Raw genomic sequence first — 15,780 nt, 5'->3', positions numbered from 1 at the left:
CTTCTTCTCTGCCGTCGCGCTCGCGGCCACCGTCATCTTCTGGCTATGACCAATGAGTCCTGACCCTAGGCAGGATGTTCTTGAGCAGGCATTACAAGCTAATGGTTTCGTCAAGCCATCTGGTCCCGGTAAGCTGACGCGCGGCTGGATACATCCCGAGTTGAAGCTTGGCTTCGAGGTCGTTGGCTCGGCTCTGATGGATGGCAGGGCGGAACGGGATCGCGTGAAGCTTATCGATACCTCAGCAGGCGATCAGTTCGCCGTGATTTCGGTGGAGGACTTGATTGCCGATCGGATGGGGCAATATGCTTCTGGGTCGGCCCCTGACATGCTGGGACAGGCACAAGTGTTATTCAGCCTTTATCAAGGCGAAGATAGTAGCTATCTGGATCGTAGGATTCGCGAAGAAACCGATACCGCATATGGCATTGAAGACCTCCAATAGCCCTCGAGGCATGTCGCTCGCCAGTTTTGGGCAGGGCGTGACGCGTCGGCGCGAGATGCTCGGTGATATCGCTATGCCGCGCAATTCCGGTCTACGCCGTACGGACAGCAAAATCGCGTTGCTCGCTGCGATTGAGAATGTTGGTGGCTCTTGGTAATTGTCAGCCAAGTTCGCTGAGCAACAGGCGCCATTCTCGTAAGACGCTTGAATAGCGGTGACGGAAAATCGCTTCCTCGTCTCCTTGTAGAGGATCCCGATCGACAGAAAAGGTTTCTCCTCGAATGACATCGAGAATTCGCATGTCATCGATGCCGTGATTTGGCAGTGCTCTACTCATAGCCCACAGGCCTATCCGCGCAGCTTCCTCGGACAAGGTAGGCCTGTCGGAAAAATAGGGATAGATCAGCCGCGTCTTGTCGGTTCCGACTTTTAACGACATGAGATTGTCGACCCGGACAATTCCTTCGATGTCTGCAAAACCGCACGTCCCGCTGATCGAATTCGGGAACTCCTCAATATCCTCATTGATCCAGCGCCGTGTTTCGTTCCACCAGTGTAGAAATCCGTCACGCAGTTTAGGGTACAGGTTTTTCCGATGCCAATCTCATTCGATTTGCTGGTCGGTCGACTCGGTGAGATCGCTCTTTCCTGCCGCATGACTTTTTGCATCCGCCCAGAACGGGTAGTGAAAATGCCGTGCTAGTGACTTCTGCCCGGATCGCCTTGCAAGTTCGTCCTTCGCCTCACGCTTTAGTTTGGTAGAACGGATCGAATCCTTCAAATAGAACAGATGTAGCGCTTTCCTGAGGGCGATGGTGTCAATCGACATGCGGTTCCCTTGGCGGATTTGCTGGGAGAATCATTGCAGATGCCCGACCCAATGCTCTTCCGACACGATCGTGATCGGTACGCCTTCGGCTCGCATATCGGCTGCTTTGAGGATTTTGTTGCCGAACGAAGAATGCTTCCAGGATTCGGTCGCGTACAAACCGATGACGAGTACGTCGGTCTTCTGCGTCAAGCTGCCGCACCGGCCCCCGCGCTCGCTTACGGCGGCTTCGCAGGCTTTGCGCTGCCCGAAATTAAACGTGCCCGTGAAGCAATAGCTGCGGCCACCGAAGGTTAGATTCGGCGCGGGGTCACATAGCGGCAACGTAGTTGCCTTGAGTACCTCGCCTAGCTCAAAGTCACGGCTCGAAAATGCATTTAGAGTTGCCAGCAGGTCACGGCATTCCTCCTCGTCGGCTATGCCGTCTGCCAACACCGCGTTCACGCGATCGTACAGTGTTCGGATAACTGGCTGACCACTGATGCCCACGCTGGCAGCCAGCCACTTTTGCAAAAATTCGACTTCGCTTTGATTGAGCGTGCCATCAGCGGCGATGCCACGCGTGATGCCGATCAACTCGTCTATCTGTCGCGATGAAATGCGATCATTATTCACTAGTGCCAAGAAAGTCTCATTAGTCATCTTCGTCTCCGACTAAATTTATGCTGGCTCAAATGGATGATGCAAAGCAAGGGGGTCGCTGTCCGAATTGTAGCGATCTCCTCAAAGCTGGAACATGGCAGCAGGCCAATTCGTTCAACTGCGCAAATCAACAGCATTGGACGATTGTTATGACCAAACCCGACCACCGCCCGCACAAGCCAGCCAAACCCAAAACGTTCGGCATCAACGCGCTGTCGATCGGGGCTGCGGCGATCGGTCTCGGGGGTGCGTTGCTGGCGGTGTTCCTGCGGTCGAAGGCCAACCCCGCCGAGCATGCCGCGCCCGATCTCGCGCTCGACAAGCCCCGCCCGGGTGCGACCGATCGCGCGCCGGACGCCTTCCGCCCCGATCCCACCGCGGTCCCCACCAAGGCCGAACGCGAGTCGCTCCGCCCCGCCACCGGCCCGGCCCCGTCGTTCGCCGCGGATCGTGGTTCTACGCTCGGCTGAGGCGCCTTCCTGATCCTCCCCCGCAAGGGGGAGGTGGCTGGCGCTTGCCAGACGGAGGGGGAGGGGCGACCACGTTCGTTGCGTGTCCTCCCCCTCCGTCAACTGCGGTGCCACCTCCCCCTGGCGGGGGAGGATCGGAATGCTCAACGGTCGAAGCTGATCCCGACGCCACCCGGCGCTCCGTCACCCCGGACTGGTTCCGGGGTCCATGCTCCCGCGAACTCGACTGCAACGGCGTGCGGAACGGCGGATACCGGAACAAGGCTTTCCTGAGCAAAGCCGAAGCGTCCGGCATGACGGGGGAGGGCATAACCCCCATCCTCGTTCTCCTGCGAAGGCAGGAGCCCAGGATCAAGCAGGACAGCGATCGTGGCTCCTGGGCCCCCGCGTTCGCGGGGGAACAAGGCAGCAGCTCCAACCGCCGACGCTTCTTGCCCCCCGAAACCGCTGTCCTACACACCCCGATCCGGCATACCTGATCGGTCCTCTCCGCAACGAGGATCGATCATGGCGAACGCACCCACCCCGGCCGACCCGCCCCCATGCTACATCGCAACGCGCGCCGCGCCCGCCCCCCGGCCACGGTACGAACCCCCAATCCCCGACCATCTCCCCGACGCGGTCCGCCACGTCATGGCTTGGCAAGCGCATGTCGACGCCGGTCGCATCGGCACCCGCATCCCCGTATCGCCCGAAATCGCCACCAACCGCGACCGCTGGACCGCGCTCGCCCGGACCATGCGCAAGTGACCGCCGCTCTCCAGGAGCCCGGCCTCGATCAAGCCACCGAGCAAACCGGCGAACCCGAAGCCCCCTCGCAAACCGCCCCCGATCACCCCGCACCCCCGCAAGCCGACCCCGCTCCGCAAACCGATCACGCCCCGCGCGCCTACATCCCAGCCACCCCGACCCGCTACACCCAGCGCAGCGACGGCTGGACCCCGGATCGCCAGCGCGGCTTCCTCGAACGCATCGCCGAGGGCGCCACCGTCGACGAAGCCAGCGCCAGCGTCGGCCTCTCGCCCGGTGCCGCCTACACGCTGCGTCGCCGCGCGGCAGGCGCAGCGTTCGCGCTAGGCTGGGACGCCGCCAAGCTGGTCGCGCGGCCGATCGTCGCCGAAACGCTGTTCCTCCGCGCGATCGCCGGCCAGACCGAGCGCGTCACCAGGCCCGACGGCGAAGTCATCGAGCGCCACCGCTACGACAACCGTCTCGCCATGTCCTTGCTCAACCGCCTCGATCGCCACGCCGACGCCACCGAGACCGCCAACGCCGCCACCCGGATGGTCGCCGCCGAATTCGACGCCTTCCTCGACATCATCGCGCGCGACGCTGGCCCCGCCCGCGCCGGCCTGTTCCTCGGCGAACGTCTCGACGCCGACGCCATACAGGCGGGGGCGGGAGCGGGGCCAGCAACGGGATCAGCGCCGAGCGCAGCCGAAGCGGCGATGGCGCCGATCCTCGCACTCGCCCGCGCCGACCGCTGGCTGCGCAGCGCCGCCGGCGTGGCCTCCGGGATCGACGTCACCGATCTCGATCCCGCCGCCCGTGCCGACTGGACCGCCGCGCAATGGTCGCGCGCCGAAGCCGCCGGACTGCTGCAACTGGCGCCGGAACCCGCGCCCGAACCGGCACCCGATCCGGTGCTCGATCCGGACCTGAAGCCCGCTGTCGAAAACGCCCCAGCGTCTGCACTTCCTGTACTTCACTTTGACCAGGATGGTCGCGACGGCGTTCATCCGGTCTGGTTCGACTCGATTTCGCGGGGCTGGCGGACCTGTTTTCCGCCGCCGGATCCGTATTTCAACACCGAAGACGGCCTGTTCGGCGAAGACGCGTACAGCCGGGAGTGTTCGGACGAAGAGGCGATCATCCTCGACGCGCCCCGCGACCGCGAGATCGCCGAGCGGACGATCACCGAGGGCGTCGACCGCGATACATGGTTCGTCGCCTATGCAATCGACGGCGGTCTCATCGACGAAGCGGGCGCCGAGGCGGCCGGCGCCACCGATGCGGATCGCATCACCACGTTGGCGGCTAGCTTCGATCCTCTCGGCTGCGACGAACCGGTCGCACCGGCGCCCGGCGCGCGCGCGGGTCTCGATCCCGTCCAGTCGCAGCGCCCGGACGTTCCGTCGCCCCCGGTCGCGGCGCCTGCACCCAAATCCCCGATCGGGCGTTCTCCCGCCGTCAGACTCTTATACGACAGGGACCCCCATGAGCATCTTCAGCAAGATCAAGTCCGCAATCTTCGGTGAGAAGGGTCCGCTCGGCAGCGGCCATTTCGGTACCCCCAAGGCCGACGCACCCGCACCAGCGCCCGCGCCGCAGACCACCGCAGCCCAGCCCGCGCCGACGCCAACGCCCGCCGCCCCGACTCCGCAGGCCGCTCCCGCAGCGTCCGCCCAGGCGGTCGACGTCGAGGCCGTCCTCTCGGGCATCGCCTCGAAGAAGGGTTCGGATCTCAACTGGCGCACCTCGATCGTCGACCTGATGAAGCTGCTCGATCTCGATTCGAGCCTCGACAACCGCAAGGAGCTTGCCACCGAGCTGGGCTATACCGGCGCGAAGGACGGCAGCGCGGAGATGAACATGTGGCTGATCAAGGCCGTGATGCGCGAGCTGGCAAAGAACGGCGGCACCGTGCCCGCCAACCTCAAGGACTGACGGTGTTTCGGCGCCGGCAACCAAACCCCGGCGCCGATCATTACGCCTTCAGTATCAACCTACTGAAAGGACACGAGATGCGCGTTGCGATGCTGGGCCTGTTGGCCGCCTCTACCATGGTTGCCGGCTGCGTCGGCGACGGAGGCAGCCGCTACGGCGTCGACCCGCGCTATCGCTCCTACGACTATAACCGCGTCGATCCCGCCTACGGCGGCTACGACGCTGGCCGCTATTACCGCGACGACGCACGCTATCGCGAGCGCCGTCTGTCGCGCAACGACCGCGTCTATCGTGGCAATGACGGTCGCTATTATTGCCGCCGCAACGACGGCACCACCGGCCTGATCGTCGGCGGAGTCGCGGGCGGCGTGCTCGGCAATGTCATCGCCCCCGGTGGTTCGGGCCTCCTCGGCACCGTCCTAGGTGCGGCCGGCGGTGCGCTGGCCGGGCGTGCGGTGGATCGCTCGAGCAACGACACCCGCTGCCGTTAAATCCCTCCACCGGCGCCGAAATATCGGCGCCGGTCGTTCTAAATCATCGCCGTTGATGGCGGCGCGCGCGAAAATATTATCTGCGATAATCGACGCAGTTCTTGACCCATTTTACCGGCAAGATTTGCAATTCCGGCGGTCTTGGCCCATATAGCGCTCAGCTACAGTCGCATATCGACGGTTCTTGGCGCTTTGCGGCACCTTTCTCCTTCTTTCCCTGCTCCGCGGCACGGGTCGCCCGAACGTCGGGTTACTCTCTACTAAGAAGGAGCCACTTCATGGCTATCACCGGAACCGTCAAGTTTTTCAACGCCGACAAGGGCTATGGCTTCATCGCGCCGGATGGCGGCGGCAACGATGCATTCGTGCACATCACCGCGGTTGAGCGCGCCGGCATGCCGACGCTGAACCAGAACCAGCGCGTCACCTACGAGCTCGAGCCCGACAAGCGTGGCAAGCAGTCGGCCGTGAACCTCCAGCCAGCCGATTGATCTCGCTGGCGGATTACGGTCCGCCAACCTGATCTCGGTTGCGATGCGGCGGCTATCATGGCCGCCGCATCACCCCTTTGAAATTTCCCGCAGGAGCGCACCAGCATGGCCGATAATCCAGAATTTTACCGGGCCCGCGCTGATGAAGAGCGTCGCAACGGCGATGCTGCCCTCCTCGATAACGTCCGCGACCGCTGCCGCCGCGCCGAAAAGGCCTGGGACGACATGGCTTCACGCGCAGAACGCACCCAGATCCTCCGTGCCGCTCGCGAAGCTGCCCCCCCCGGTGGTGAACGCATGATGATCGGTACCCCGTCGATGGTCCCCGCCGAATAGGCCGGATCTCCGAGGTTCGATGATTTGGAAAACCCGGATGCAGCGATGCACCCGGGTTTTTCTTTGTGGTCTTCAGACAGCATGGTTCGCGGAGAGGCGCAGAGAGCGCGGAGCTTTTAGCTAAACCGCAGGTTCCCGAAATCAGACGTGACACCGCGACCTAGCCCAGAAGGCTTCACCTCCGCGTCCTCTGCGCCTCTGCGCGAACCAACTTCTTCATTTAGCAAGTTGGCTGCCAGCGGGTATACGTTGGACTCCGCTGACGCGGGACCTTGCAAGCGGTCGCGGCGACTTACTTCAGCGGCTTACCCGAATCCTTCCACCGGTCGAGGATCTGCGATTCTGGCGGCAGCATGTCGGAAGCAGCCGGCATTGCCGATGCCGGAGTAGCGGGTTTGGCCTGCGCAACAGTTGCCATCACCGTAGCCGGCACCGGGACGGAAACGGCGCCGGCCGTGGCGGCTGCGATCATCTGCGGCGTGGGCGGTGTGATTGGTTGCACTGACATATGCGGCCCAGGCACGGGTTCGCCGCCAGCGTAGCGCTGGTTAAATGCAGCTGAAGTACCCCAATACCCCTTCCACCGATGGAAGAAATGCGCGCCGACGACGTCGGTCATCACCATGCTCCGGTTCCACGCGGGCGTCACGGCGTAGGTATGATAGTGCGTCGCCAACCCGACCGGCGCGTAGACATACCCCGCCAGCGCCATACCGGCTGCGCGCGCGGCGCGAACCCACGCGGCACGCGCCGGCACCCGCGTCATCGCGCCGTCGCACGCGAAGCTGAACTGGCAACCGGCATGCTCCGAGCCCTGGTACACCACGCCGCACACCGTTCCCGGGAAGGCAGGATGCCGCGCACGGTTAAGTATGACCTGCGCGACCGCCTGCTGGCCGGCATCGGGCTCGGATGCGGCTTCGTAATAGATCGCCGCAGTGAGGCATTGCAGCGCGCGGTCGCGGTCCAGCGGCGATGCGCTTGCCATTGAGAAGGGCCGTGCGGGAACAATGCCCGCGTCGAGCGTCGCACCGGCCGGGATTGGCAGGTCGGGCAGGTCGATGGTCCCCGTAACTCCCGCCGCAGGGGCGGCTATCTCCTGCTCGGCCAGCGCAGGGGCAGGGGCTGAACCCTTTGCCGATGCGGCACTCGCGCGGTCGTTCGCTGCTTCACGCGCCGACATCGCCCGGAGCGCAGCATGCGCAGAAATCCCGGCGCCGATGATCAACACCGTGACGACCATCGCCGCCCAGATGCGCTTCATCAACCGAACCGTCTGCAACCGAACGCGCAACCGCTTTCCTCTTACCTGCCCTGTCGAACATGCCCAACGTCCAGCATAGACGATTTGGCCGGACCGATCGCGCACGGATTCCGTCCGTCCCACTGCGGGACGGACAGCCACCATAGCGCCAATCGCTTACCGTAAGGTTGCGGTGTCGAGCTTCAGCGCGGCTTCGGGGATGACCTCGACGTTCGGATAGGCTTTGCGCAGCGGTTCGATGAACTGCTTGGCGTCACCGACCACGACGATGCTCGCCGCCTTCGGATCGAGCAGCGCGACCGCCGCGGCTTGTACCGCCGCCGGATCGACGGCGCCCACTGAACCGGTGTAGCGCTGGAGTTCGCCGAGCGGCACGCCGTTCTGGACATAGGCGCCCAGAATCCCGGCAACGCCCGACGTCGTCTCGATCCCGCGCCCGAAATTGCCGACGAGCACGGCCTTGCGCGTGTCGAGTTCTGCGGCGGGCACGGGGGACGTCCCCATCCGCGTCATTTCGGCGGCGATAAGCGTCACTACTTCGGCTGCCGTCGGGTTCTTGGTCTGAGTCCGCGCCGCGACCGTGCCCTGCGTCTTTCCCGCATCAAGTCCGCTGCCCGCGCCGTACGCAAGCCCACGCTTGATCCGGATCTCCTGGTTCAACCGCGACGAGAAGCCGCCGCCCAGGACGGTATTGCTCACCGCAAGCGGGTAATAGCGTGCATCCGACCGCGCGATCGCAGGACGTGCAACCACGACGCCCGCCTGACCTGCTTCTGGCATGTCGACGACGATGACACGAGGTTTCGGGTACGTGACCTGCGGCGCGCTCGCGGTTGCCGTGCTGGTCGATTTCCAAGAACCGAACTGCCCCTCCGCCAAAGCCTTGGCGCGCGCCGCGGTGACGTCGCCGACCATGATCAGCGTTGCCTGGCCCGGCTGGAAACTCCGCGCATACGCCGCCGTGATATCGGCCCGCGTGATCGCCTTCAGCGACAGCGGCGTGCCCCCGTTAGGCGCGCCATAGGGCGAGGCCCCCAGCACCGCGCGATCCGCAACCAGACCTGCGACTTGGGCCGGATCCTTCAACGCCAGCGTCACCGCATCGACCTGCTGCGTCCGTGCCCGTTTGATCTCCTCGGGCGCAAAGGCCGGGTTGATCGCGACGTCGGCGAGGATCGCCATCGCCGGCGCGAGCTGGTCCGACTTTACCGTCACGTCGACCGCCGCGCCATCGCTGCCAGCCGAACTGCCGATCGCCCCGCCGAGCCCCTCGACCGCACGCGCGATCTGTGTCGCCGAGCGTGTCTTCGTGCCCTTGGTGAGCAGGTCCGCCGACAGGCTGCTGACGCCAGCGCGGTTCGCGGGATCGGTCGCCGCGCCACCCGCGGTTACGAGATAAGCGGTGACGATCGGCAGGTCGTGCCGCTCCACCGTCACCAGCCGCATGCCGTTCGCTAGACGCGTTTCGACCGGCTGAGGGATCGTCGGCGATACCGGTGTGCTCGGCGCAGGCGGCTGGACCCGCTGCCCGTACGGCGCAGGCGTCACGATCTCGATGTTCGCGGGCGCCTTCAGGTCGGGAACCTGCACCGTCGGTGCAACCGTGATCGTATCCGCGACACTGCCCGCGGGCTTGGCCGCAAGTGGCATATACCGGATCGTCGCGGACTGGTTGTCGCCCAGATATTTCCGCGCAACCCGCTGGATATCTGCCGCCGTCACTCGCGAGATGGCCGCCAATTGCTTGTCGGCCGCCTGCGGATCGCCGTCGACCAGCACGGCAGACGCCAACGTGCTCGCCTTGCCCTCGGCCGTCTCGCGCGACTGGATCGACTGGGTCAGGATCTCGTTCTTCGCCTCGGCCAGTTCGGCCGCAGTCACCGGCGCATCGCGGAACCGGGCGATCTCGCGCTTCAGTGCAGCCTCGCCCGCCTCGACCGTTTTGCCGCCCGCGAGGATCGCGTAGACGACCATGTTGCCGGTCGCCTGCTTGGTATCCAGAAACGCCTCCGCCGACTGCGCGAGCTGGTCGCGGTACACGACGCTCTCGTACAGCCGCGAACTTTCGCCCGTCGCCAGCACCGCCTTCAGCACCGTCAACGCGGCGATATCCGCATCGCGATCCGCCGGCACATGATAGCTGACCAGCACCGCCGGCAACGGCGTGGTGGGCTCGTACACGGTGCGCGTTACCGCTTTCGTGCGCGCAGGCTCGGCAACCGTCACGCGCGGAATTGCTGCGCTCGGCTTCTTTATTCCCGCGAAATACTGGTCGACCCAGCTGTTCAACTGCGCCGGATCGAAGTTTCCCGACACGACCAGGATCGCATTGTCCGGCCGATAATAGGTCGCATGGAACGCCCGGACGTCGTCGATCCCGGCGGCTTCGAGATTCTCGAGGCTACCGATCGTCCCGCGTGCATAGGGATGCGTGGAATAGGCAAGTGCGGGATAATAGAGCGAGAACAACTTGCCATACGGCCGCGAAATCGTGCTCTGGCGCAGTTCCTCCTTCACCACGTCGCGCTCCGAGCCGAAGCTCTTGGGTTCGACGACGAGGCTCGCCATCCGATCGGCCTCCGCAAACAACAGTCGCTGAAGGTGGTTGGCCGGAATCACCTCGTAATAATTGGTATAGTCGTCGTTGGTCGACGCGTTGTTATAGCCGCCGACATCCTCGGTCAGCCGGTCCATCTGCTCCGACACCAGGTTGCGCGTCGACTTGAACATCAGATGCTCGAACATGTGCGCGAACCCGGATTTGCCCTTCGGGTCGTCCTTCGAGCCGACGTCGTACCAGACCTGCACCGACACGTTCGGCGTGCCGGTATCGCGGATCGCATACACGCGCAGGCCGTTCGGCAGCGTGCGCTCGGTATACGCGAGCGGCTTTACCGAAACCTGCGTCGGGACAGGTGCGGTCTGCGCCCCCACCGCTACCGGGAAAAACGCTGCGGTCAGCAGCAAAGCGGAGCGGAGGAGGCGCATGAAGATCCTTACTTGTTGCGGTTCGCGAACAGCACCGCGCCCGCGATCGCCGCGGAGCCGATGCCGACGCCGAGCCCGATCTTCGCGAGCGGCCAGCTCTTCGCCTTCTCCGCGGCATTATGCGCGGCGGCTTCGGCCTGCAGCTTCGCCTCCTTCGCGGCGGCGAGGATTTCGTTCGGGGTGTCGCTGTCGATCTTGATCGTCACTTGGGCTCTCCTTCACTCTTCCGGGCATACACGCCACGGAAATCATTCGCGAACTGCGTCAGCGTCCCCGAGGCGATCGCCGCCCGCAGATCCGCCATCAGCGTTTCGTAGAACCAGATGTTATGCTCCGTCATGAGCATCGCGCCAAGCATTTCGCCCGACCGTACCAGATGATGCAGATACGCCCGGCCCCAGGTCGCGCAGACCGGGCAGGGGCAGGCGGGATCGAGCGGCCCCATATCCTCGGCGAACTTCGCATTGCGGATGTTGATTGGGCCGGTGCGCGTGAATGCCTGGCCGGTGCGGCCGGACCGCGTGGGCATCACGCAATCGAACATGTCGATACCACGCTCGACCGCGCCGACGATGTCGTCGGGCTTGCCGACCCCCATCAGGTAGCGCGGCTTGTCGACCGGCAACTGGTCCGGCGCGAAATCGAGGCAGCCGAACATCGCCTCCTGGCCCTCGCCGACCGCCAAGCCGCCGACCGCATAGCCGTCGAAGCCGATATCGATCAGCGCATCCGCCGACGACTTGCGGAAGCCCTCGTTCAAAGCACCCTGCTGTATCCCGAAGATCGCATTGTTCTCGGCATGCGCCTCGCCGCTATCGAACGCCGCGCGCGACCGCTTCGCCCAGCGCATCGATCGCTCCATGGCGGCCGCCTGCACCTCGTGCGTCGACGTCGTCGGCACGAGTTCGTCGAACGCCATGACGATGTTCGAGCCGAGCAGCCGCTGGATCTCGATCGACCGCTCCGGGCTCAGCAGATGCCGCGTTCCGTCGAGGTGCGACTTGAACGACACGCCCTCCTCGGATCGCTTCGTCAGGTCGGCGAGGCTCATCACCTGATACCCGCCGGAGTCGGTGAGAATCGGCTTCGACCAGCCCGAAAACGCGTGCAGCCCGCCCAGCCGCGCTACCCGCTCAGCGCCCGGGCGCAACATCAAATGATAGGTGTTGCCGAGGATGATGTCCGCGCCCGCACCGACCACGTCGGCGGGCTTCATCCCCTTGACGGTCGCCGCGGTCCCGACCGGCATGAACGCCGGCGTGCGGATATCGCCGCGCTGCATCGCGATGACGCCGGTGCGCGCCTTGCCGTCGGTGGCTGAGATGGTGAAGTCGAAGCGGGGACGAGTCATATCAACGTTTCTTACGGATGCCGTAGCGATCGCCGGCCGGCGCGCCGCGGATGGTGATGAGTTCGGCGCGAGTCAGCATGCCATCCTTGTCGCGGTCGAACCGCGTGAAGAACTGCGCGAACCGTGCCTGGAGTTCGGCGAGCGTGATCCGGTTGTCGCCGTCGCGATCGACTTCGAACGGGCTCGGCAACGCGTTACGATCGCCGAGCCACGCCTGCGCCCAGTCGGCAAAGGCGATGTACCCGATCGATCCGGTCGCAGCACCCTCGGCGGTGGCATAGCTCCGCGCGACGCCCGCGGTTAGTTCGGCCTGCGTTACGCGGCCATCACCGTTCGCATCGCACGCGGCGATGAATAGCGCAGCCGGCTCGGCGAATATCGTCGCGGGCGGCTGCGGCGTGCCCGCGGGCGGCGGCGCGGCAACTATGGCCTGGAGCAGAGCAAGGGCGAGCAGCATGCCGCCCGTCATGGCAGCAGAAGCGAGGCGTCGCCATAGCTGTAGAAGCGATACTTCCCGGCGATCGCATGTGCATACGCCGCCTGCATCCGCTCGCGTCCCATCAGCGCCGATACCAGCATGAACAACGTCGAGCGTGGCAGATGGAAATTGGTCATCAACCCGTCGATGCCGCGGAACCGGTATCCCGGCGTGATGAAGATCGCGGTGTCGCCATCGAATGGGCGAATGACGTCGTCCTCGCCAGTCGCGCTCTCGATCAGCCGGAGCGACGTCGTTCCCACCGCTATCACGCGACCACCGCGCGCGCGGACCACGTTGAGCCGATCGGCGGTGGCGGCATCGATCCGGCCCCACTCAGCGTGCATCTTGTGCTCGGTCGTGTCGGTCGCCTTCACGGGGAGGAATGTGCCCGCGCCGACATGCAGCGTCAGCGTCGCATGCTCGATCCCCGCCGCCTCGAGCGCCGCCATCAACTTCGGCGTGAAGTGCAACGCCGCCGTCGGCGCTGCGACGGCACCCGGCTCGGACGCGAACATGGTCTGGTAATCGTCCGCATCGCGTTCGTCGGTAGGACGCTTGCCGGCGATGTACGGGGGCAGGGGCATGTGGCCCGCGCGCTCCAGCAACAGCTCGACCGGCTCGTCGCCCGCGAACACCAGCGCGTAGCTCCCGTCGTCCTCGCGATCGACCGCCGCCGCGCTGACGCCGTTGCCGAACTCGATCACGTCGCCGTCGCGCAACCGCCGCGCGTTGCGAATGAACGCGCGCCACCGTCGCGGCCCCTCGCGCTTGTGCAAGGTCGCGCCGATCTTCGCATCGCCGCGCCGCCCGTCGAGCTGCGCCGGGATCACGCGCGTATCGTTGAACACGAGCATGTCGCCGCGCCGCAGCAGCGACGGCATGTCGGACACGCCCGCGTCTCGGGTCGCATCACCTTCGAGCACCAGCATCCGCGCAGCATCGCGCGGCGCCGCGGGGCGGAGCGCGATGTTGTCGGTCGGCAGGTCGAAGTCGAAAAGGTCGACGTTCAACGTGGAGTCACTTCTTTGCAGGAGCCTTCTTTACCGGCGCTCTGCGAGCGGCCGGCGCGAGCTTTGGCTTGGCAGCGTCAGGCCCCGAAGCCGTGCCCGGCAACGTCACCGGTGCACCGAGCGCCGGGGCAGGCGGCCCAGCCATATACGCTGGAGGATTGTCCGCCGCGATATACGCATGGACGATCCGCGACGGGTTCGCCGGCGGCTCGCCGCGCTCGATCGCGTCGACATACTGCATCCCGTCGAGCACGCGACCGAACACGGTGTATTTCTTGTCGAGGCTCAGGCGCGGCTGGAAGACGATGAAGAACTGGCTGTTCGCGCTGTCCTCCTTGTCCGACCGCGCCGCCGAGACGGCACCGCGAACATGCGGCAGGTAGTTGAACTCAGCCTTCACGTCGGGAAGCGTCGAGCCACCGGTGCCGTCGCCCTTGGGATCGCCGCCCTGCGCCATGAAGCCATCGATCACGCGGTGAAACGCGAGGCCGTCATAGAAATGCTGGCGAGTCAGCGTCTTGATCCGCTCGACCATCAGCGGCGCGACGTCGGGCCGCAGCCAGATCGTCACGCGCCCGCCGGTCGACAGGTCGAGCAGCAGCAGATTCTGCGTATCGGTCGTGAGCGGCGGCGTGAGGCGCGCAGGCGCTGCAACCACATCCTTCTTCTGCGCCGCGACCGGCACCGTGACCAGGCACCCGAGCAACGCGAACATTCCGACGAAAAAGCGCATCAAATTCCCACTCGAAAGAGGCCCGGCGCAACCAGGCTGCCGCCACTTAGAGCAAATCCCCGCTTGCGCCAATCTGAACGTGATGGGGGGGGGGGCACGCAGCAGTCCCCCATCACGATACGTCATCCTGACGAAAGTCAGGACGACGAAGGAGGTCAGCTTCCCTTGCGGCCGATCTTCTCGACCCGAGCGACCACCTCTTCGCGCACCGCCTCCGGCACGAACTTGGCGATATTCCCGCCGTACAGCGCGATCTCCTTGACCAGCCGGCTCGCGATCGGCTGCAACGCGACGTCGGCCATCAGGAACACCGTCTCGACGCGCGGATTGATCTGCTGGTTCATCCCCGCCATCTGATATTCGTACTCGAAATCGGCGACAGCACGGAGTCCGCGGACGATCACCTTAGCCCCCTGCCGCTCGGCAAAATCCATCAGCAGCGAATCGAACGCGACCACCTCGATATCGCCGTCGACCTCCGCGACCTCGCGTCGCACTGTCGCCATCCGTTCCTCGATCGTGAACATCGGCGACTTGGACGGGTTGGTCGTGACTCCGATCACCAGCCGGTCGACCAGCTTGGCGCCGCGCCGGATAATATCCATATGGCCCAAAGTGACCGGATCGAACGTGCCGGGATAGACACCAATGCGTGCGGTCATGTCGGACTCTCCGGTTGTCGGTTCAGCGGTCGCGTTCGAGCACGTAGCGCGCGATATCCCGCAACAGGTCGGCTTCCTTGCCGTAGCTGTGCAGATGCGCGACCGCCTGGTCGACCAACATCCGCGCCTGTTCGCGCGCCCGCTCGGGCCCGAGCAGCGACAGGAACGTCTCCTTGCCCGCCACTTCGTCCTTGCGCAGCTTCTTGCCCGCGACTGCCTCGTCGCCCTCGGCGTCGAGCAGGTCGTCGGCGATCTGGAACGCGAGCCCCAGGTCATGCGCGTAGCCACGAAGGCCGACGCGGCCCTCCGGTGGCAACCGCCCGAGAATCGCGCCAGCCTCGACCGACGCCGAGATCAGCGCACCCGTCTTCATCTGCTGCAACCGCGTGACGGTATTCAGGTCGAAGCGCGTGCTCTCCGCCTCGATATCCATCTTCTGCCCGCCGGCCATGCCGTTCGGCCCGGCGGCACGCGCAAGGTCGGTCACCAATTCGATCCGCACGAACGGATCAGGATGTGTCGCCGGATCAGCGAGGATCTCGAACGCCAGCGCATGCAGGCAGTCGCCGGCTAGGATCGCGGTCGCCTCGTCGAACACCTTGTGGACGGTTGGCTTGCCGCGGCGCATGTCGTCATTGTCCATCGACGGCAGGTCGTCGTGGATCAGCGAGTAGACGTGGATTGCCTCCAGCGCAGTCGCCGCCCGCGCGGAGCATTCACGCGCGACGTCGAACAGATTGGCGGTCGCGAAGACGAGCAGCGGTCGCAGCCGCTTGCCACCACCGATCGCGGCATGCCGCATCGCCCGGTACAGGTCGCCACGCGGATCGTCGGGGATCGCCAGCAGCTGGTCGAACTGCCGGTCGATCTCGGCTGCGACATCGGCGAGCGCTGCATCCAGCGTGACGGGCATCTGGCTC

General features: G+C 65.0%; 20 protein-coding genes. 8 read left to right on the top strand and 12 right to left on the bottom strand.

Annotation, left to right across the window (positions count from 1 at the left end; genetic code table 11):
• Positions 1-52: 52 nt before the first annotated feature.
• Positions 53-445, top strand: a complete 393-nt coding sequence (locus IFT67_RS20420; protein WP_197983085.1) for a hypothetical protein — start codon at positions 53-55, stop codon at positions 443-445.
• 160 nt (positions 446-605) lie between these two features.
• Here IFT67_RS20420 and IFT67_RS15930 read toward each other — a convergent pair whose 3' ends face one another.
• The 3 genes from IFT67_RS15930 to IFT67_RS15920 all read right to left on the bottom strand — a co-directional run bounded on the left by IFT67_RS15930 (position 606) and on the right by IFT67_RS15920 (position 1,916).
• Positions 606-884, bottom strand: coding sequence for a hypothetical protein (locus IFT67_RS15930; RefSeq protein ID WP_192239118.1), 279 nt, complete (start codon positions 882-884; stop codon positions 606-608).
• 165 nt (positions 885-1,049) lie between these two features.
• Positions 1,050-1,274 (bottom strand): hypothetical protein, encoded by a 225-nt coding sequence (locus tag IFT67_RS15925; RefSeq protein WP_192239117.1) that lies wholly within the window; start codon positions 1,272-1,274, stop codon positions 1,050-1,052.
• Between the two features lie 30 nt (positions 1,275-1,304).
• Positions 1,305-1,916, bottom strand: a complete 612-nt coding sequence (locus IFT67_RS15920) for a BRCT domain-containing protein (RefSeq protein ID WP_192239116.1) — start codon at positions 1,914-1,916, stop codon at positions 1,305-1,307.
• Between the two features lie 149 nt (positions 1,917-2,065).
• Between IFT67_RS15920 and IFT67_RS15915 the strand changes: the two genes are divergently transcribed.
• The 7 genes from IFT67_RS15915 to IFT67_RS15885 all read left to right on the top strand — a co-directional run bounded on the left by IFT67_RS15915 (position 2,066) and on the right by IFT67_RS15885 (position 6,371).
• The gene (locus IFT67_RS15915) at positions 2,066-2,386 is read left to right on the top strand and encodes a hypothetical protein (protein WP_133018688.1); all 321 of its coding nucleotides are present in this window, start codon (positions 2,066-2,068) and stop codon (positions 2,384-2,386) included.
• 507 nt (positions 2,387-2,893) lie between these two features.
• A complete protein-coding gene (locus tag IFT67_RS15910) occupies positions 2,894-3,136 on the top strand; it encodes a hypothetical protein (RefSeq protein ID WP_192239115.1) in 243 nt (80 codons plus the stop codon).
• Positions 3,133-4,644 (top strand): hypothetical protein, encoded by a 1,512-nt coding sequence (locus IFT67_RS15905; protein ID WP_192239114.1) that lies wholly within the window; start codon positions 3,133-3,135, stop codon positions 4,642-4,644. Before IFT67_RS15910 ends, IFT67_RS15905 begins: the two co-directional genes overlap by 4 nt.
• Positions 4,604-5,053: a DUF3597 domain-containing protein gene (locus IFT67_RS15900; protein ID WP_192239113.1), complete on the top strand. Its 450-nt coding sequence runs from the start codon at positions 4,604-4,606 to the stop codon at positions 5,051-5,053. Before IFT67_RS15905 ends, IFT67_RS15900 begins: the two co-directional genes overlap by 41 nt.
• Positions 5,054-5,130: 77 nt before the next feature.
• Positions 5,131-5,544, top strand: a complete 414-nt coding sequence (locus tag IFT67_RS15895) for a glycine zipper 2TM domain-containing protein (protein ID WP_156362209.1) — start codon at positions 5,131-5,133, stop codon at positions 5,542-5,544.
• 278 nt (positions 5,545-5,822) lie between these two features.
• On the top strand, positions 5,823-6,035 hold the full coding sequence (locus tag IFT67_RS15890) for a cold-shock protein (protein WP_031394996.1): 213 nt from the start codon (positions 5,823-5,825) through the stop codon (positions 6,033-6,035).
• 105 nt (positions 6,036-6,140) lie between these two features.
• Positions 6,141-6,371, top strand: coding sequence for a hypothetical protein (locus tag IFT67_RS15885; RefSeq protein WP_056060610.1), 231 nt, complete (start codon positions 6,141-6,143; stop codon positions 6,369-6,371).
• A gap of 292 nt (positions 6,372-6,663) precedes the next feature.
• Here the strand turns inward: IFT67_RS15885 and IFT67_RS15880 are convergent, their stop codons facing one another.
• The 9 genes from IFT67_RS15880 to IFT67_RS15840 all read right to left on the bottom strand — a co-directional run bounded on the left by IFT67_RS15880 (position 6,664) and on the right by IFT67_RS15840 (position 15,773).
• Entirely contained in the window at positions 6,664-7,635 is a 972-nt protein-coding gene (locus IFT67_RS15880; RefSeq protein WP_192239112.1) for a cell wall hydrolase, read from the bottom strand.
• Positions 7,636-7,791: 156 nt separating this feature from the next.
• The gene (locus tag IFT67_RS15875) at positions 7,792-10,623 is read right to left on the bottom strand and encodes a M16 family metallopeptidase (RefSeq protein ID WP_192239111.1); all 2,832 of its coding nucleotides are present in this window, start codon (positions 10,621-10,623) and stop codon (positions 7,792-7,794) included.
• A gap of 8 nt (positions 10,624-10,631) precedes the next feature.
• Positions 10,632-10,829, bottom strand: a complete 198-nt coding sequence (locus tag IFT67_RS15870; RefSeq protein ID WP_197978314.1) for a hypothetical protein — start codon at positions 10,827-10,829, stop codon at positions 10,632-10,634.
• Positions 10,826-11,974: a tRNA guanosine(34) transglycosylase Tgt gene (gene tgt, locus IFT67_RS15865; RefSeq protein ID WP_192239110.1), complete on the bottom strand. Its 1,149-nt coding sequence runs from the start codon at positions 11,972-11,974 to the stop codon at positions 10,826-10,828. Before tgt ends, IFT67_RS15870 begins: the two co-directional genes overlap by 4 nt.
• 1 nt (position 11,975) lies before the next feature.
• Entirely contained in the window at positions 11,976-12,431 is a 456-nt protein-coding gene (locus IFT67_RS15860; RefSeq protein ID WP_244647418.1) for an EF-hand domain-containing protein, read from the bottom strand.
• Between the two features lie 8 nt (positions 12,432-12,439).
• Entirely contained in the window at positions 12,440-13,465 is a 1,026-nt protein-coding gene (gene queA / locus IFT67_RS15855; RefSeq protein WP_192239108.1) for a tRNA preQ1(34) S-adenosylmethionine ribosyltransferase-isomerase QueA, read from the bottom strand.
• A gap of 7 nt (positions 13,466-13,472) precedes the next feature.
• Entirely contained in the window at positions 13,473-14,198 is a 726-nt protein-coding gene (locus IFT67_RS15850) for a peptidylprolyl isomerase (protein WP_192239107.1), read from the bottom strand.
• Between the two features lie 155 nt (positions 14,199-14,353).
• Positions 14,354-14,860, bottom strand: a complete 507-nt coding sequence (gene coaD, locus IFT67_RS15845; protein WP_192239106.1) for a pantetheine-phosphate adenylyltransferase — start codon at positions 14,858-14,860, stop codon at positions 14,354-14,356.
• 22 nt (positions 14,861-14,882) lie between these two features.
• A complete protein-coding gene (locus tag IFT67_RS15840; protein WP_187504709.1) occupies positions 14,883-15,773 on the bottom strand; it encodes a polyprenyl synthetase family protein in 891 nt (296 codons plus the stop codon).
• Between the last annotated feature and the right edge of the window lie 7 nt (positions 15,774-15,780).

This window comes from Sphingomonas sp. CFBP 13728 (assembly GCF_014841895.1).
GTDB lineage: Bacteria > Pseudomonadota > Alphaproteobacteria > Sphingomonadales > Sphingomonadaceae > Sphingomonas.
This window is presented reverse-complemented; position numbering and strand designations above follow the sequence as displayed.